Source organism: Pseudoflavonifractor sp. 60, assembly GCF_009911645.1.
Lineage (GTDB): Bacteria > Bacillota > Clostridia > Oscillospirales > Oscillospiraceae > Lawsonibacter.
In genome coordinates, this window is record NZ_QWKI01000148.1 from 1 (window position 1) to 18,366 (window position 18,366).

The 18,366-nt window shown below is 55.2% G+C and carries 16 protein-coding genes and 1 pseudogene; 3 read left to right on the top strand and 14 right to left on the bottom strand.

The window, feature by feature from the left end; translation table 11 throughout:
* The 3 genes and pseudogenes from D1646_RS16085 to D1646_RS16090 form a co-directional block, all read left to right on the top strand.
* Positions 1–670: NAD-dependent epimerase/dehydratase family protein (locus D1646_RS16085; protein WP_160637448.1), on the top strand; the 670-nt coding region annotated here is incomplete at its 5' end.
* 22 nt (positions 671–692) lie between these two features.
* Positions 693–1,064, top strand: a complete 372-nt coding sequence (locus D1646_RS23380) for a hypothetical protein (protein WP_243154203.1) — start codon at positions 693–695, stop codon at positions 1,062–1,064.
* Positions 1,055–1,980, top strand: a pseudogene (locus D1646_RS16090) (class I SAM-dependent methyltransferase). Before D1646_RS23380 ends, D1646_RS16090 begins: the two are co-directional and overlap by 10 nt.
* 185 nt (positions 1,981–2,165) lie before the next feature.
* Here the strand turns inward: D1646_RS16090 and D1646_RS16095 are convergent.
* From D1646_RS16095 to D1646_RS16155, 14 genes are all read right to left on the bottom strand, one after another.
* Positions 2,166–2,933, bottom strand: a complete 768-nt coding sequence (locus D1646_RS16095; RefSeq protein ID WP_160637449.1) for an EFR1 family ferrodoxin — start codon at positions 2,931–2,933, stop codon at positions 2,166–2,168.
* A gap of 43 nt (positions 2,934–2,976) precedes the next feature.
* Positions 2,977–4,188 carry an aminotransferase class I/II-fold pyridoxal phosphate-dependent enzyme gene (locus tag D1646_RS16100; RefSeq protein ID WP_160637450.1) on the bottom strand — a complete coding sequence of 404 codons (1,212 nt, stop codon included), beginning with the start codon at positions 4,186–4,188 and terminating at the stop codon, positions 2,977–2,979.
* Positions 4,189–4,291: 103 nt separating this feature from the next.
* Positions 4,292–5,488 carry a M20 family metallopeptidase gene (locus D1646_RS16105; RefSeq protein WP_160637451.1) on the bottom strand — a complete coding sequence of 399 codons (1,197 nt, stop codon included), beginning with the start codon at positions 5,486–5,488 and terminating at the stop codon, positions 4,292–4,294.
* A 124-nt stretch (positions 5,489–5,612) separates the two neighbouring features.
* On the bottom strand, positions 5,613–7,001 hold the full coding sequence (locus D1646_RS16110) for a Na+/H+ antiporter NhaC family protein (protein WP_160637452.1): 1,389 nt from the start codon (positions 6,999–7,001) through the stop codon (positions 5,613–5,615).
* 44 nt (positions 7,002–7,045) lie between these two features.
* Positions 7,046–7,780 (bottom strand): gamma-glutamyl-gamma-aminobutyrate hydrolase family protein, encoded by a 735-nt coding sequence (locus tag D1646_RS16115; RefSeq protein WP_160637453.1) that lies wholly within the window; start codon positions 7,778–7,780, stop codon positions 7,046–7,048.
* Between the two features lie 231 nt (positions 7,781–8,011).
* Positions 8,012–8,491, bottom strand: a complete 480-nt coding sequence (locus D1646_RS16120; RefSeq protein ID WP_160637454.1) for a MarR family transcriptional regulator — start codon at positions 8,489–8,491, stop codon at positions 8,012–8,014.
* Positions 8,492–8,757: 266 nt separating this feature from the next.
* Complete coding sequence (locus tag D1646_RS16125; protein WP_160637455.1) at positions 8,758–9,741, bottom strand: dipeptidase; 984 nt, start codon at positions 9,739–9,741, stop codon at positions 8,758–8,760.
* Between the two features lie 728 nt (positions 9,742–10,469).
* Positions 10,470–12,512 (bottom strand): hypothetical protein, encoded by a 2,043-nt coding sequence (locus tag D1646_RS16130; protein WP_160637456.1) that lies wholly within the window; start codon positions 12,510–12,512, stop codon positions 10,470–10,472.
* A gap of 449 nt (positions 12,513–12,961) precedes the next feature.
* On the bottom strand, positions 12,962–14,329 hold the full coding sequence (locus D1646_RS16135; protein ID WP_160637457.1) for a hypothetical protein: 1,368 nt from the start codon (positions 14,327–14,329) through the stop codon (positions 12,962–12,964).
* A gap of 103 nt (positions 14,330–14,432) precedes the next feature.
* Positions 14,433–14,645: a hypothetical protein gene (locus tag D1646_RS16140; protein WP_160637458.1), complete on the bottom strand. Its 213-nt coding sequence runs from the start codon at positions 14,643–14,645 to the stop codon at positions 14,433–14,435.
* A gap of 211 nt (positions 14,646–14,856) precedes the next feature.
* Positions 14,857–16,311 carry a hypothetical protein gene (locus tag D1646_RS22765; RefSeq protein ID WP_201754722.1) on the bottom strand — a complete coding sequence of 485 codons (1,455 nt, stop codon included), beginning with the start codon at positions 16,309–16,311 and terminating at the stop codon, positions 14,857–14,859.
* Between the two features lie 3 nt (positions 16,312–16,314).
* Positions 16,315–16,452: a hypothetical protein gene (locus D1646_RS23385; protein WP_243154205.1), complete on the bottom strand. Its 138-nt coding sequence runs from the start codon at positions 16,450–16,452 to the stop codon at positions 16,315–16,317.
* A 527-nt stretch (positions 16,453–16,979) separates the two neighbouring features.
* Positions 16,980–17,852 carry a carbon-nitrogen hydrolase family protein gene (locus D1646_RS16150; protein ID WP_243154204.1) on the bottom strand — a complete coding sequence of 291 codons (873 nt, stop codon included), beginning with the start codon at positions 17,850–17,852 and terminating at the stop codon, positions 16,980–16,982.
* 157 nt (positions 17,853–18,009) lie between these two features.
* Positions 18,010–18,366 (bottom strand): aromatic amino acid lyase (locus tag D1646_RS16155; RefSeq protein ID WP_160637460.1); only part of this gene is annotated, 357 nt, incomplete at its 5' end.

Below are 18,366 nucleotides of genomic sequence, written 5' to 3' on the forward strand. Positions count from 1 at the left end.
CCAGCGGGGGCGGGCCGTGTATACCACCGCCCACGATGAGAAGGCGATCCCGCAATTGCTGGAGAGCAATCTGACGTTGGGGACCTGCCTGCTGGAGGGGATGTCTGCCGTCGGATGCCGCCGGCTGGTCTATGCCACAACGGTCACCACCCACTGTACCGGTGCGGAATATCGGCCTCTGACCCTCTATGCGGCCACCAAGCAGGCATTCAGCGACCTTGTGGAGTTCTATACCAGCTCCGGCCTGCTCAGCGCGGCGGCAGTGATGATATCCGACACCTACGGCCCCGGGGACCTGCGTCCCAAGGTGCTGAACCTGATCCAGCGGGCCGCCCTGGCGCAGACCCCCCTCGACCTGACCTCTGGCCGGCAGCTATATGACGCAGTCTACATCGACGATGCGGTCCAGGGGTTTATGCAGGCTGCCGCCGCCTTGGACGGAGGGCCGGGGCATCACTTTTTCCAGCTCTTCCACGAAGCGCCCCGCTCTTTGCGGGACACAGCCGCGCTGATGCTTCAGGTAAATAACATTGCCCCTGAATTGAATTGGGGGGCGCGTCCAGACCCGCCCAATATGCCGGAACGTCCCTGCCGCATATACCCCCCGCCTCCGGGCTGGGTCCCCAAGATATCCCTGGCAGAGGGACTGGAGCGGTTTTGGGAACATTGATTTAAGCCAGGAGATGACTTTGATGGACAATCAGCATTACCGCTTCTGCGGACACCCATTAAAACACACCTTTGCGGACCTGGGCCTTTCGCCGCTCTCCAACGAGTATCTGTCCGCCGAGGATTTAAACCGGGGACAGATGTTCTACCCGCTGAAGGTCCAGGTGTGCGAACGCTGCTTTTTGGTTCAGGCCGGGCTCTACCAGCGCCCTGAGCAGATTTTTGGGGAGTATCAGTATTTCAGCTCCTTTTCCAGGAGCTGGCTCGAACACTGTAAAGGGTACGTGGATATGATTATCTCCAGACTCCAGCTCACCCGGGACAGCCGCGTCCTGGAAATCCCTGCAACGACGGCTATCTGCTGCAATATTTTCAGCCATATGGGATCCCCGTAAAGGGAGTTGAACCGGCAGAAAACGTGGCGGCGGAGGCGAAAGCGAAGGGGCTGGATGTCCGCTGCTGCTTCTTTCATGCCCGCACCGCACAGGAAATCAGGGCGGAGGATGGCCTTTACGACCTTGTGATCGGCAACAATGTATTAGCACACGTCCCGGATATCAACAGTTTTGTGGAGGGATTGTCTCTGGTGCTCGGCCCCAAGGGCACCATTACCATGGAGTTCCCCCACCTGCTGCGGCTGATTCAAAACAATCAGTTCGATACCATTTACCATGAGCATTTCCATTATCTCTCCCTGGAAACGGTGAAGCGCCTGTTTCACCGCCACAGCTTGAAGATTTATGACGTGGAAGAACTGCCGACCCATGGGGGCTCGCTGCGGATCTATGCGGCGCATGAGGATTGCACTTCGATCCAGGAACGGGACTCCGTCTCCGCGCTGCTGAATCAAGAGCGTGACTTTGGCCTGGAAAACATCCAGACCTATACCAATTTTCCCCGGCAGATGCAGGCCATTCAGCGGGATGCGCTTCAGCTATTCAGCGGCCTGAAAAAACAGGGGAAGCGCATTGCCGCCTTTGGCGCAGCGGCGAAAGGCATACCTTTTTGAACTATTGCGGGATCAAGCATGACGTGATTGATTTTGTGGTGGACTCCAACCCCCATAAACAGGGCTTCTATCTTCCGGGCAGCTTGATCCCCATTGTGGGCGTTGACGCGCTGAGGAGATATCAGCCGGACTACTTACTTATCCTCCCTTGGAATTTGAAAGAGGAGATCATGGAATTAACGGACTATGCAGGGGAATGGGGATGCCAGTTTATCACTTGTATCCCCAAGATACAGGTATTTTCAGCTCATACCAGCAATGCAGTATGTCAGACCATTTCGGAAGGACCCAAAATGCTGTAATCACACTCCATTTCTTTCCATTGCCCCTGCCTGGAGCGGACAGGAAACGCAGGGCGGGAGGATGACGGGCCTTTCTATACAGATGAAAACGAAAAAAGACCACAGACGATGTTCAAAAAGTCTGTGGTCTTTTTACTTGGATTGCGGAAATGACTGAACTCCGGGGACAGCCAGGGCTGGAGCGATCAGTTCAAAAACAGCTCATTTTCTTTAAATTCCGCACAGACCTGTTCCAGCCGCTGTGACGCTCCAGCCAGCATTGCCGCGTCCAGCGTTCTGGCCTGAACGGGGCAGACGCCGATGCACCGCATACAGCTGATACAAGTTTCGGTGTTTGTGAAAGACGGGTCCTCTGCCGGTATCGCACCCACAGGGCACGCCTGTGCGCACTGGCCGCAGCCAATGCAGGTCTCTCCCGCTTTGGGCTTCAGCGGAATGCCGTGGTACTCCCGATAGGGCGTGGTGCCCGGCACGTCCACATGGGCGGACGAGGGATTTTTTTCCAGGTCCTCCTTGATTTGACGGCCAAACTGTTCCAGCGTCTCCAGGTCCTGCTGATTTGGGCGTCCGCTGGCGAACTGGCGCATAACGGAGTGCTCCGCCACAGCGGCCACCGCCGCCGCGCAGCAGAATCCGGCCTGGGTCAGCGTCTCCTTCAATTCCAGCAGGGTATCCTCATAGGCGCGGTTGCCGTAAACTGCCATCAGAACCGCCTTTGCCCCATTTGCCTCCATGGCGGCCAGGCGGGAGACTGCCGCTGCGGGAACCCGTCCGCCGTAGGAGGGAACCGCAACGACACAAATATCGTCGGCGCAGAAGGAAAACTGGCTGTAATCGGTACCGGGAACGGTCAGGTCGATCTCCTGGACACACGGGCCAAGGGCGGCGGACAAGCGGTCTGCGGCCTTTTTCGTTCCTCCGGTGGGGCTGAATGTAATGGTATAAATAGACATACTACCTCCTAATATCTGCAATACAAAGTGCCGGTATACCGGTCTATGCGTTGAAGACGTATTGATCCAGCCGGTCGAAGGCCTCCTTCACCCGGCTGAGGGGCAGGGCCAGGTTGATGCGCAGGTGGCAGGGGCCGTGGAACATCCGGCCATCCTGAATGGCAACACCCACATCCCAGGCGGCCTGCTCCACCTCGTCCAGCGTCTTGCCATGCTTTTCGCACCACTTGGAGCAGTCGGCAAAGAGCATATAGGTGCCCTCCGGCTTAGAGACCTCCACGCCATCGAAGTGCTGGGCGATGTAATCGCAGGCGTATTCCACGTTGCCAGTGATGACCTGCCGCAGCTCGTCGGCCCACACGTAGCCCTCGGGCTGATACGCGCCGAGGAGGGCGTACATGGAGAGGATGTTGATATCATTGTAGTGGCACAGAGAGGACTCTTTCTCCACCCGCTCCCGGATCTTCCTGTCATATATGATGTGGTAGGCGCCGACCAATCCGGCCAGATTAAAGGTTTTGGAGGGAGCGTAGAGGGCCACCGTGTGGTTCCGGGCATACTCAGAGACGGACTGCACCGGAATATGCTTGTGGCCTTCCAGAATGATATCGGACCAGATTTCGTCCGAAACCACATTGATCTCGTACTTTTGGAACAGCTCCATGGCCCGCTCCACTTCCCACCGCTCCCAAACGCGCCCGCAGGGGTTGTGGGGGGAACAGAAGATGGCGGCGTGGATGTGGTTTTCCACAATTTTCCGCTCCATGTCCTCAAAATCCATACGCCATACGCCCCCCTCGTCCTTCACCAGGGAGGAGTGGACGATATGGTAGCCGTTATTGGTCAGGCTCTTGGTGAAGCCGATGTAGGTGGGCGAGTGGACCAGGACGTTGTCACCCCTGGAGCAGAAGACGTTCAGTGCGGCGACCGCTCCGCCCAGCACGCCGTTTTCATAGGCGATGTGCTCCCGGGTCAGGCCGGTCACGCCGTTGCGCGTCTCGTGCCAGCGGATGATGGAATCGTAGTACTCGTCCCGGGGCTGGAAATAGCCGAAGTGGGGTTCCTTGACCCGGGAAATCATGGCCTCCTGAATCGCGGGCAGGACGGGGAAATTCATGTCGGCAACCCACATGGGGATAACGTCAAAGCCCTCCTTCGGGGGATTGGGCGCCATATCCGGCATTTTGCCCAGCACGTCAACCGCCAACGCGTCTTTATTCCGGCGGTCCATAATGGAAGTAAAATCATATTTCATCCTAAATTCATCCTCCTAAATTTTTCCTGGTCCCCCATCCCCCGGAGGGTGGAAGAACAGCTCACTGACCCGCCTGCCGGCTCCGGCGGACGCCGAAAGAGTCTCAGCGGTTCAAATACTCCAGGGCGGTCAGCACCATAACCCGTGTGCAGAACTTGATGCAGTCCTCATTGACCGAGAAGTGAGAATTGTGTTTCGGCGCGCCCTCGCCAACGCCGACCCAAACCAGACAGGACGGGACCTTCTGACTGTAGAAGCCAAAGTCCTCCGCCGCAAGCATGGGATAACTGCCGATCTTAACCCGGGACTTGGCTCCCGCAAGGGGACCCTGGTAGAGTGCGCTCTCATACTTGTTGAGTGTGCGGTACACCTCTTCACTGAATTCCTCATTGTTATACACGGCGGCGTAGCCCGCCCGGAAATCACAGTCGCAGCTTCCGCCCTTGGCCTCGGCGATCCCTGTGGCCAGGGCCGCAATGCGCTCCCGCATGGTATCCCGGCTCTTGTCGCACAGACTGCGCATCATGCAGACCATATCGACCTTGTCCGCAATAATGTTTCCGGCCATACCGCCCTTGATGGTCCCGATGTTCAGCGTTCCCTGGGCCATCGGGCCCAGGTTTCTGGAGGCGATCCCGTGGAGGGCCGTGATGATGGAGGCCGCAATATCAATTGCGTCAACCCCCTCCTCCGGGGTGGAGGAATGGGCCGCTTTCCCGTGAACTGTCATCAGGTAGCCGTCGGAGTATGCAGTCAGATAGCCCTTCCCGATCAGCACCTGACCAGCTTCCGTGTTGTCCACATGGAGGGCGAAGCAGGCGTCAGGCATCTCCTCCATCAGGCCGGCCTTAATCATCTCACGGCCGCCGCCGCCGCTCTCCTCCGCCGGCTGGAAGACCAGCTTCACCTTGCCCTGCCAGTCCTCTTTGGTGCGGTTTAAAACCTCCGCGACCGCAAGAAGGTTTGCAGTATGTACGTCATGTCCGCAGGCGTGCATTACGTTGGGATTGCGCGATGCAAATTCAAAGTCTGTCTCCTCCTGAATGGGAAGAGCGTCCATATCCGCCCGGAGCATCAGGAATTTACCGGGCTTCCCGCTGTCAATGGTGGCAATGATCCCGGGCTTCACCGGGCTCTCCTCGTAAGAGACCCCCATGCGCTCCAGCTCCTCGCGGACAAGGGCGCTGGTCTGGGTCTCCTTGTAGGAGAGTTCCGGATTTTGGTGGATCTGACGGCGAATTTCAATGGTGTGCTGCTCCAGTTCATCTGAGATCTGACAAATCTTCTCTACCAATTCCATGGACGGATTCTCCTCTCAAAACTCATCTGGCTTATGAACAGCGGCAGCTCAGGGACCGGCGGCCCCTTTGCAAGCCGTGCTTGTGTTCCCGTCCCCTGAGGGGACGGGAACACAGGAAGGGACATCAGGAATAGCCGATTGCCGTACCGACAAAGATGGAGATGATCAACACGATTGCAAGGAGCGCATAGAGGGGCACGCACAGCTTGTACCAATCCTTCAGGCCGATCTTCGCAGCTGCAAGGCAGGCCATCAGGTTGACGCTGGTGGGGGCCAACAGGTTGGTGAAGCCGTCGCCATACTGAAGGGCGAGGACGGACATCTGGCGGGTCACGCCGAGCACGTCGGCCAGGGGGGCCATAATCGGCATCATGATCGCCGTCTGGCCGGAGCCGGAGTTGATGAAGACATTGATGACAGCGTTGGCGATGAACATACCGACAACCGCCAGGGCGCCGCTCAAATAGCTCAGAGGCATGGAGACATAGTATACCAGGGTATCCAGAATGCCGGAGTTGTTCAGGATGACGTTCATGTAGCAGGCGAAAATCATGAACAGCATTACGCTGGCCATGCCGCCGGTGCCCTTGGCCCAGTGCTTCATGGTCTCGTCCAGATCGTAGCCGCCCAGGAAGCCGATGACAAGTACCAGAGGCAGTACCACAGAGGCCAGGGGCAGCATACTCAGGTTGAGCAGCACACCGCCGGCTGCGAAGAAGATAAAGGTGCCGAAGAACAGGATCAAAATGATGATCTCTCTTCCGGTCAGGGGGCTGTACTCCTGAACATTGTCCATGCCGTCGCCGATCTCTGCGCCGCCGAAATTCTTCTCATAGATGGATGGGTCCTTCTGGCAGCGCTTGACCCACAGGATCAGGAACGCGGATACGATAATCAGGTTGACTATGGTGACGATGGTACGCAGGCCGCCGCCCGAGTATTCCGGGATGCCTGCAATCGTCTGGCCCATGATACAGGTCAGCATATTAATGGGGGAGGACATAAACGCCGTGAAAGAGCCGCAGATAACAAGTCCCACCGCAAAGGAGCGGTCCGCCCGCAGCTGCTTTGCCAGGGAGAGCCCCAGGGGGACGAATAGCACAACGGTTGAGATCATAGACCCCATAGCGCCCAGGACGCCGGTGGCAAATACATATACTGGTATGATGAGTAGCGCCTTATCCTTAAACTTGCGTATCATATTGGCAAGGGCCTTGTCCAGCACGCCGGTAGAGTTGGTCACGCCCATCAGGCCGCTCATAATCATCAGGCAGATAAACAGCTTGCCAAAGGTGTTGTAGGCCTGGTCGCACACCTTCATCACCACATCCAGAGGAGAGAGGTAGATTTTTTCCACCACCTCATAGGAGCCCGGGATTGCCGTGCCGGTCTCGGTGCGCTGGTAGGAGCCGGAGGGCAGGATCAGGGAAAGGATGTACACCACCGCAATTACGACTACAATTGTGGTCCACATACTGATGTCTTTTTTCTGCTTTGTCTGTTCTTTTACCATAAAAGTACCTCCCGATTTGAGTCGTCGCCGTTTTTCCTCATTTCTTACTGCTGCTCTCCTCTGCATCGTTCAATCAGGTCCTCGAAGAGGCGGCACATCCTGGGTTCCGTCTCCAGCAGGGCCTCCGGGTGCCACTGGACCAGCATGATCTGCCCGTCCTCCGACTCCAGGGCCTCAGGGACCCCATCGTCTGTCTGGGCAACCCGCTTCAGTCCCTTTCCTGGCTCCTTGACGCACTGGTGATGCATGGTGTTGGTGTAGACCGACTCCTCCCCCAGCACCGCGCTCAGACGGCTGCCCGGCGTCAGCTTGACCTGATGCATCAGATAGTCCCGGCTCTGTTTCTGGGAATGCAGATACGAGGGGACGCCCCGCCGGACCAAATCCTGATACAGGCTGCCGCCCAGACCCACGTTGACCAGCTGCATACCCCGGCAGATTCCCAGCAGGGGGAGCTTATGGTCCAGGGCGAAATCCAGCGCCTGAAGCCAGAAACGGTCCATCGTGCTGTCAACGGTGCCGAGCATCGGGTCGGGCGCTTCCCCGTAGAACCTGGGGTCCACATCGACCCCGCCGGGGAAGAGGATCCCATCGCACTGCGCAAACATCTGCTCCGCCAGCTCCGGTTCGGGCGTCACCGGAAGCAAAAGCGGCGTCCCGCCGCCGCGCACCACTGCCCGGCAGTAGGCAACGCTGGCGTACTCGATGGAGAGATTTGGTCCTCCCGGGAGCGGGATATCGGATCTGCTGCTTAGTATGCCAATGATTGGTCTGCCCATAAAAATACCTCCTTCTCCTAAATAAAGCCATTGCTTAACGATTAAGCATATTTATAATACTATAAATCCCAGAAAAAGCAAGAGTATTTTTGTGTAATTAAGATACTTTGTTTTAGTGCACAATTCAAAACCCTCGATTTTGTGACATTACGACAAAGGCTGGACGGCACACGCCGTCCAGCCTTTGCTGCAATATGAATGGCTTCCTTTGGGAGAACCCGGTCCCGGCTCCTACGGTCTGTCCACCTGTTCCTTGCTCCGCTTCACATCGTCCTGATAAGCCTCATTCAGCTTCCTCTGGACCCGCAGATGGACCATCAGCTCTTCGTCGGTAAAGTCCTTCAGCAGTTCAAAGGTTTTCACCTGGCACTCCTGATTAAAGCTGATGTGGGCCCGAAATACCTCCGTCCCCGTCTGGGTCAGCTCCAGGTTGTAGAGGCGGTTGTTGTCCGGATTTCGAATCTGCTCCACAAAACCTTTGGCTCTCAGCTTCCGCACAATCTGAGAGCAGGCGCTGGTGGTTTTGTTCAAAATTTCCGCAAGCTGGGTCACTGTGATGCCGGGATGCTGTCCAACCAGATTCACGATGTAGGCCTCCGCCTGATAAAGCACCACGCCGCCGTAGTGGTGGGGCAGGGAATCGTATTCGCTCATAAGATCATAGGCAGTATCCTGCGCCTCCCATATCTGTTGGAGGAGTTGTGTGCTCATTTTGTCTCATTCCTTTGTTCAAAATCTTGATTTTCTATTATAATCCACCATTCTTGCTTTCGCAAGAGCTTATTTGATTTTTCCCTTCAAAAGGGTTCCGATTTTGCTTAAAAATGGCACAATCCCTGATTAGCCGCCTTTGTCAAATAAAATCCGCCGCCTAAACAATATGCTCTCCAGGCCGCTGCTTCGGCCTGGAGAGCATGGAGAGACCAGGATCATCAGTTCACGCTGTTTTGAGGCTCCAGGGAATCAATGACGCCCATTTACCTCAGAGTATCTTTCATCACGCGGATCACGTTTTTATAAAAGATCTTCTCGAGTTCATCGGAGGAAAATCCCTCTTTTTTCAGCGCGTCCTCCAGCAGCCCTAACTTCGTGCAGTCGCTGATTTCCAAATTGCCCTTGATTCCGTCAAAATCGCTGCCGATCCCAACGCAGTCTACGCCGCCGACGTCAGCAATATGCCGTGCGTGCTTTGCAATTTGGAGCGCCGTGCTGTCCTTGCAGTGGATATCCGGGTTCAAAAACTCGGGTCCAAAATTCAGCCCGGTCATACCGCCCGCGTTGCCAAGCGCCCGAATCTGCTCATCCGTCAGGTTTCTTGGATGGGGACAGAGGGTAAAGCTGTTGGAATGGGTTGCTATGAACGGTTTTTTGCAGATACCCGCCACATCGTAGAAGCCGCCTTCAGACAGGTGGGATACGTCCACAAGAATGCCAAGCTCCTGCATATACGCCACCGCGTCCCTGCCAAACTCCGTAAGCCCCTGACTCATGATTTCCGGGTCGGAGGAGTTGGGAGCGCCAAAGCAGTTCGGCATATTCCATGTGAGGGAAATCGCCCGGAAGCCCATCTTGTGGAAGCGCTTGATATTTTCCAAATCCCCGGCGGCAGCCCGGCCATCCTCCATTGTAAGGACGGCGGACATCTTTCCCTGGCTCCTGTTTGTCAAAATGTCCTCCCCGGTGTAGGCCATTTGTATGAGATCAGGGTGAGCTTCCACGTTCTTCAGCAGATAACCCCGCAGCGTTTGAATATACTCCTCATCGCTGATTGCCGGAATATGAAACGGCTCAAGCATCCCGGGGGCCGGAAGAAATACCGCAAAGAATTGGGCCGTCTGCCCGCCCTTTTTCATGCGCTCAAAATCAACCATGGTCGACTTTGCGTGATTCAAATCCGCCTTCTCCCGATCTGTCAGCAGCAAGACAGTCAACGAATCGCAGTGCATATCAATAAATTCCATTGTTCCCGCCTCCTTGAAGTGTGATTTTGTACATATCTTCCATACTAAACGTTTTTAATGAAAAAGTCAACGGGTATAAAACGTTTACTTTCATTCGTAAAGTATCTTGTGTAGGGTGGGACGACCCTAGCCTGCCGCTTTATGGCCCTGCGAAGCAGGGCTCGTCCCGCCCGCAGGCGGCCTGGCTCCTTTGAAAAGGGGCTCCAGCGAAGCCGGTGGGGATTGACTTGCTGGCACTGATTCTACATTGAAATCTGAAATAGAAGCAGCTTTCCTAAGACAATCCCCCGCCCTCGCTTCGCTCGGCCACCCCCTTTGCCAAAGGGGGCAAGCGGCTGCGCCGCTTGTGCGGCCCTGCTTCGCAGGGCCTATCCCTCGTCCTGCCCGCAGGCGGCCTGGCCCCTTTGAAAAGGGGCTCCGGCGAAGCCGGTGGGGATTGACTTGCGGGGACTGCTTCTACTTGAAATCTGAAATAGAAGCAGCTTTCCTAAGACAATTCCCCGCCCGCAGGCGGCCTGGCCCCTTTGAAAAGGGGCTCCGGCGAAGCCGGTGGGGATTGACTTGCAGGTACTGCTTCTACTTGAAATCTGAAATAGAAGCAGCTTTCCTAAGACAATTCCCCGCCCGCAGGCGGCGAAGCCGCCGTGTGCGCTCCTGCGGAATCACAAGGTGGAACCACCCCGGCCCGCTCTACAAATTTTCTCTGCTTTATGAATTTGAAGAGACTTTTATCTGAACGGCCAGCCGTCCATGGGGGCGTTGCTTGACTGAATCATGCTTTTTCGATATAGGGCAATGAAACCCTCAAACGCCTCATAATCAACATTATACTCGTTGGACAGACTGGAAAAAAGCATACGCAAGCTGGTCAGATTCTGATATCGACCTTCCGCGGTGCGGAAATGGGGGCCATCACAATGAAAAGACATATCGATTGACCTATAACAGATCGAGAGATAATCATAGACTTGCTGGAGTGTCTCTTTTGACCGGTGATTGGGTTTTTCTCCGCCGGCTTCATGAAACCATGCGATAAAATCACAAATATCAGCATGAAGCCGCTTGGCGGTTGGATCATTTTGTTGTTCGGCTCCACGTTTTACAAAGTCCGTCGCCGCCCACAGCCCATTTGTTTGCATCACTGAAATAACCAGCCCCCAGCGTTCGACCAATGTGCTGTATGGCTCTGAGGTCCACAGGCTGCTGTCCTGTGTCTGGGTGCGGAGCTCTTGTATGGCAAAAGCCTCATAGGTTGTCTGATCGGGTTTTAACAGATAGAGCATAACCATATCGGCGTAGCACTCACGAAACAGGTAAATCAGGTTCTCCATCTCTTGAAAGAAATTAAAGCCCTCATACAGCAAGCTGTTCCGGTTAAGGGTGCTTTTTTTCTGCATAGCCCGGATTTGCTGGGAAGAAAGATTCTCGCTTGTCTGGTACAGATAGGTCCACCGGGAAAATTCCGCGTCATCCTTCAGCGCGGCGATCATTCCTCCATACAGCAGAGGAGGGAGTTTTGCCATATAGTCAATGGAAGCACTGCCCTTGCACTGGCAAATATTTTTCAGTGTGGCGTAGATTTCCTGGATGACAGGAGGCGAATCCAGTCCCAGGCGGTTGGCCAGCTCATACGCTGCCGCGTAGATAATGCGTGTGCCTCGCTCTTTCCGGTTGCGCCAGGTATCGCCTACATTGTGGGCCAGTTCATGACACAGTCCGCACAGCACGGCGATGGGGTCATACAGCATCTCCATGGGAATGTCTACATACAGCAGGTGTTTACAGCTCCGGATCTCGTCCAAAACGGAATGGACCTTCACGCGGCGGCATATCTTGGGGACAAGCAGCAGTGCAACATCGTTTTTTTCCGGCTTCACCACCATCAGGCTGGCACAGCACATCATCACGGATAGATAACACTCCAACAGGTGGGCTGGAATCTCACAGACCGCCGGACTGAAGCCGGGCATCTGAATAAATCTCCCGTCTGTACGGGTTGCCTGCTCCATCAGTCCGCCCCAGCCGCGTACAAACCGCTGAACCAGATTGGTCTCCTTTTTTATATCTAAAGACCGCCCCGTAACATTCCACGCCCTGATCTTTTCGCAGAACAGACGTGCGGCATCATAGATCAAATAGCAAAAGCCGTCCATGACCCAGTTTTTGCTCATATCAGCCAGCGCGTTCAGAAGGCTGCTGGTCGGCTTGACCCACGACTGATCCATATTGGTCAAGCCGTGAGCGGACTTCCGCGTGGCCTGGAAGTTTGTCAGCAAGAGCTTGCATTTTTGGGAGAAAGCGGGCTCCTCTTTGCTGGCAGACCGGCTGCCGGCAGAAAACGCATCTTTGTCCTCTTTAAAATTCTCCGGGATTCCCAAACGGGTGGAGCATTCAAAGAACGCCTGCTGATAAGGATTGTTCAGGTGGACATATAAAAAATATAGAAAATCAGCTGCGCTGATGTTCTCCTGGAGGAGATGCAAATCTTCCATACCGGTTGAAAAGTAAGTGCGATCAACGTTGATCTTCATTTTTTCCAGCTGCCGCAGATAATTGTGGGACTGCTCTACACTGCGCACGATATAGCGGGATGAGGCAAATAACGCCCTCCCCGGATCGATCTCCGGCTTTGGATCATGGGCAAAGAGATTGATAAACTCCTGGTCAATTGCGGAAAAGGTGCTCATATCTCCAACCGCTTCCAGACGGTACAGGTCTTGTATCTCCTGAAAGAGCTCCCATAAGCTGCCAGAGCGCCATACCACCGCCAAATCACTGAGCTCCATGGTATGGTAGCAGAGCCGGGGGACATTGTTCCGCCTGCTGCTTGACATAATGCTCTCTTGAATCAGGGGGACGCTGCCTGGCGCGGCCTCATGTACCAGGGACAAAAAGAGGAAGGGCTTATCGTCATGTCCGGTCCAAAACCGCTGGTACTCTTCCGGGTCGGCTTCCCTTGATACGCCGGTTGTCAGATGCAGGGGATGAAAGTAATAATCTCCGTCCAGCTCTGAAGACAGCTGCTGGTTGTGCCTCAGCACGTCCCCAAGCCATGAATCTGTTTTGGGGGCAAGGGGATAGATTTGTAGAAAATCGAAGTATCCCAACACAGCCCAGCATGTATTCATCCGCCCCGCATCCGCCGTTGAACAAGCAGGCGGCCGCGCCATGTCCATGGTAAGCGTTTTGCTAAACAGGGCTACCATGTTCCTGTAATCCATTAACCCTCATCTCCCTGATATGATATGTATTGCGAAGCGTATTGAGAAGTGATACGATCCAGTAAATAGAGGTTCGTCATGTTCTGGGCCAGCTGGCTGCGTATATCCACATCAGGGTCATACAAGCTGTCACTGCCGTATGCGGCCCAGGAGAGGCCCAGCCTTCTTCGTGTACTCCACTCTATATATTGCAGTGTCCGCTCCAGCTCGGCTTTTTCTCTGCCGTCGGGCTGGTCCACGCAGGAAAAAACGTTGGAGTGGAAATTGTTGCTGAACAGCCTCCAGGCTGAATCCAAATCTGCTGCGTCAACCCAGTCCGGCGCCGCTCTGTCCACAAAGGCAATCGCCATTGCCATGCCAAAGGCGCAGGCCAGGCAGCCAATCAGATGCTCCGCCCATGCGTCCCCCTGGTGCTTTGCCCGCAGGGTGCGGCAGAACACAGTGAGCTGCTGGCAGGCGCCGATATAAGAGCCGTTCGAATCCTTGGGGAGCAGGGAGTCAACAAAACCCACCAGCAGGATGGCGCGGCTGACCTCTGATTTTTTCCAGATACCGGTCATAAGGACATCCTCACAAATGGTGTTGAATTGCAGTGGGGATAAGGGGAGTGTCCCGTGATTAGGCAGACGGAGCTGAGTCCACACAACCGCCGCAATATCAACCCCCTCCAACAGCTTGACCTGTTCCCACTGGTCCCTGCAGGCGGCCACTTCCGATTCCTCGTCCGGCGTGGAATAGGGCAGCAGGGCTGAGCATATCACATCGCCTAATCTCTCGCCGCACACCAGGATAGAACGGGTCAGCTGTACCGCATTTTGCAGGTCAGACATCCGCTCTGTCAAGGGCAGGCGTTCATTTCTGACGTTTTTGGAATAATAGGTATACAGCATATTCCGCTGATGGTCGGAATCCAGCAAAAGGATGAGGGACAAGCAGAAAAACCAAATCGAAAGAAGGATGGCGCCAGTCAAAGAGAAGAGGGCAATGGCGCCCTGATTACAGTCACCGGCAATGCTGCTGGTAAATACAAGCACAAAGAAGACCAGATAGGAGCCGATTAAATGCGGGTACTGCTTTCTCAAAATATCCCGGGCATCCACTGCGCCCAGCACATTCCGGTCCGCTGCGGTGGCCAGCAGGGTCAGGGCGGCTCCGGTACCGAGAATACGGGCGGCGTTGGCAATGGCCGCATTCAAGCGCTCATCTATTCGAGCATTGAAATAGTGATACAGTTCGCGGATATTGGGGCAGCAGGAGCCATCGAGCACAGCCAGTGCAACGGGCAGGATCAATGACAATATCAAAAGAAAATAGGTGCTGCCCAGAGAAATGCCCCAGAGCCATTTTCTCAGCGTAGACCATTTCATACACATGCTTCTCTCTATTTAGGATGTGGAATAGTCTGCCTATCCCTGCGCAAAATACTGCAATGGCAAAAACGCCCCGGATGCACTCCGGGGCGTTTGAGCCTCACCTGAAATCATCAGTCCGCAGCACGAGAGAACCATCCGCTGCAACGTAAAACAGCCGTTCACTGCCGTGGCTCTTCCGCTTGGTCTGATATATCATATCCAGATTGACAAAATATGAGGCCGGGTCGTGGTTTAGCTGTTTGCGTTCGATTTCACGGCAAGCGGCTTCATAGCATGTATCTATGAGTTCATAATAGGTCTTTCTTACCATCCCGACTAAGCCTCCTCCAAATATCCCTGTATGCAGATGAAAAATGAGTTCCCACCCACAAGCTTTGGGCACGCCTCTCTCAAGTATAGCTGAGGCGCATATTGATCCGCGGAAGGGAGCAGATCCTTGCTCTTACAAAGGGCAATGTAGTCATTATAAGGGTTGGCGGGGGGCGCTGTCAACTCTTTCTGGCACATTATTTAATAATTTTTTAAAATTTATCCCGCCCTGGTCCAGGAACAGCTTTGCTCATACAGGCAGGATGCCCGGTTTGGAGAGATTTCATGCGGCTATGACTTAACTGCGTGCTTTTTTTGCCAACGCCCTTCTTTTTGGCTCTGGCCCCAATCAGCAGCGCAGCCGCCAGCCCCGCCGCTCCGCCGGCCGCAGGCAGGATCAGGATCCAAGCGACGCTTCCCCGGCGCTGGAGAAAGAAGGTGCCCTGAGTCCCCTGCATAGAGAGCAGCAAATACTGTCCGCTGGCCACAGCGTCCACCTCCACCCACTGGCCGTTCTGGTACTGCCACACATCGGCGCCGTCCCCTCCGGGGCTGAGGAGCCGCAGGGGGACGGTATCTCCGCTGCCCAGTCCGCTGCCGGACAGGGAGATATCCCATGTGACCGAGTCCACGGCGTCCTGTTTGGGCGGTATCTGTGTACTCTCCGTCACGTGGAGCACAGCCTCGCTGGTGAACTGCCCCTCAGCCAGGGCCAGAGACAGCTTGCCGAACTGCTCCACGCTGTAGGCCAGGGTGATCCAGGGGGCGTAAACCGCCTCCAGGGTGAGGTCGGAGCGGGTCCCAGAGGGGTCGAACTCCGGCCACACGCCGTAGCAGCCCTCCACCGCGCCTGTGTTGCGGCAGTTGGTCACCTTGCCCTCTCGGGTTGCGGCGATATCCTCCTCAGAGGTGCCCTGAATGATGGCGTCCAGCCCCTCCTCCGGCAGGTCCAGCAGGTCGTTGACCGCGTCCAGCAGCAGGTTGAATATGGCGTTGAACTGGCTGCTGATGGCCCGCAGATCGGCAATCAGCGCGTCGTTGCCGGACTGAATGTCGCTGTTCAGCCCGGACATCTCACTGGACAGTCCGCCCAGGACGTCAAAGAGGCTGTCGCTGGCCTGCCGGTAGGGCTCCCCTAGAACGGAGAACTCCGCCAGGCCCTTGCCGGTGAGGGTTTCCACCGCGTCTCCAACGGTGTCCAGCGCCCAGCTCAGCAGACGTCCGATTTCGGCGGAGGAGTCGGACACCCACTGGAGGTCGTCCAGGGCGTCAAGGGCCCGGCGCAGGTTCTCCCGGGCCTCCTGGAGGCTGCTCAGGGAGGGCAAGAAGGGGAATCCACCGGGAAATACCATCTCGTGCATCGTGTCCATCGCCCGTCTCAGGCCGTTGATGGCGGTGTTCAGCTGGGCGGGGGCCTCCTGCAGCGCGGCCAGGGCGGAGCTGAGCTCCCGCGCCGCCTGACCCACAATGCCGCCGGTGTCCTTGCACCCGTTGATGAAGCCGGAATTGACGCACCCGGCCAGATACCCGCTCTGCCGCCCGGCAATGCCGCCGGTGTTGTAGCCCCCGATACCGAATTTCATAAAACACATGGCCCCCAGGCCGGAGATGGTGGTCAGAGAGCTGCCGGAAATCTCGGGGATGGCCTTGCTCAGAGCGGTGACCACCGCCTACCGGGCCTCCAGATGCTCCCGCTCCTCGGTATACCGGTGGCACAGGTAGTAGCCGGTAATGGTTCCGTCGCTTTGGTGGATATAGATTTTTCTGCCCTGTACCACGCAGTACACGATTTCGGCTAACAGAATCACATCACAGGAAGTTCCCCGCTGGACAACAATACGTTTTGCCTCTCTCTGCTGTAAGGATTTGAGGACCCTGTCCATTGTTTTCTTGAAATGACCGCGATCTAATGGCTTGACTAAATAGTCAAATGCCTCCACTTCAAAAGCGTCAAATACACACTCGTTCAGAACGGACACGAAAATCAACAGGCAGTGATTTTTATGCTGCCGCAAAATGTTAGCGGTCTCCAACCCATTTGGCTGCTCCATTTGAATGTCCAGGAAAATCAAATCGAAGTCACAACCGCTCTCCAAAAGAGATTGCCCGCTGGAAAAGCCATTGACACAGTACGATGCAATATGCGCCCCCATTCATATATTCTGAAAGCTGATTTGTGATTTCCTGTACCATGACCGGCTCGTCGTCACAAACTGCGAATTGAATCATTTTTGTCACCGCACTTCTTAGCAGAATAACAGATGTGGGATCAGAGGACAATCCCGTGGCACCCGGTGGAGATGAACGGCGACGCAGGGGGAGTTATGCCGCCGGCTTATTCTCGGTAATCCTTCCGGACAAAGGGCTCATTGATTTCCTCGGAGCAAAGGATTCCATATTTGCGCGGATGCCTGTAAGCATTCCCGTGTACCTCGCTGCGGCGGTAATTCCGAATTCTGTCCATATCAAAGGCCGCAATCCATATTCCCTCTGATTCATCTGCCTCCAGAATACAAGTATCCCTGGACCCTGAAAGCTCAGGAAGATATGCGACGCCATCAAAGGCATTAGAGTGCCCGTTGCAGTCCGGAACACTGATGGGATAATTACAGGTCGCAATGCCAAGCATATTTTCATATGCCCTTGCCCGGAGCTGCGACAGACGATTGATCTCCATTGGGCAGGCGTTGGGCACAAGTATAACCTCGGCGCCTTTTAGCATGAGAATCCTTGCGCTTTCAGGAAATTCACGGTCGAAGCATATCATAGCGCCCACCCTCACAACGCCTGATTCTGTATCAAGGTCTGCAACGTGGAAGTCATCTCCAGGCGTCAAATTTCTCTCCGCATCAAAATCACAGGTGTGTACTTTGGAATATTGGAGAACCCGCTTTCCAAAACGGTCAAACAGGATCAGTGTATTTCGGGGACCTGTTTCGCATTTCTCAAGCAGGGTGATTCCAACCGCCATGTTCAATTCCTTTGAAAGTGCCTGAAACGCCTGAATAAACGTATGGTCTGCCGGAATTGCCTCCCGAATCCAGTCAGCCGCCGGACGGCCGTAAATGTTATATCCGTTGCTGAACATTTCTGGAAACAATGCAATATCCGCCCCCAGCTCTTTCGCCCTGCGGCAGAATAACATACCTTTGTCAAGTGTGCCGTCAAGGGTACCCTGCGCCGCTATTTGAAGTAAAGCGATTTTCATGGTCATTCCTCCCCCTCTGCGCCTTGATTATAGCATCTGTCCTGAACCCATTCAACCCGGTTTTGTGAAATCGCCGGGGCATACTCCGGCGGCGCTTATTTTAAAGCAAAAAAGCGGAGCAGCTTTGAACTGTCCCGCTTTTTTAAATCATGCAGTTTTATTGGAAGTCGGGGATGTATTCCCTGACAATGTCCAGCAGCTCGCCGCTGCGGATCATCTTCTCCACCTCCAGAATATCGGGCCAAATCTCCCGGTCGATCTCGTAGAAGGGGATCTTCTGCCGGACGTATTTCAAAATGGCCTCATGGACTGGAGCAATGCCCTGACCGTGGGTGTTCAGCTGACGGCGGACGTCAATGGCCTGACAGGCGGTGAGCAGCTCGTCGGCCAGCACCGAGAAGGTGTTCTGCACGATCCAGCCTGCCTTCCGGCCCGCGGTGGTGCCCATGGACACAATGTCCTCCTGATTGGCGGAGGAGGGGATGGAGTCCACGCTGGCGGGGTGGGCCAGCAC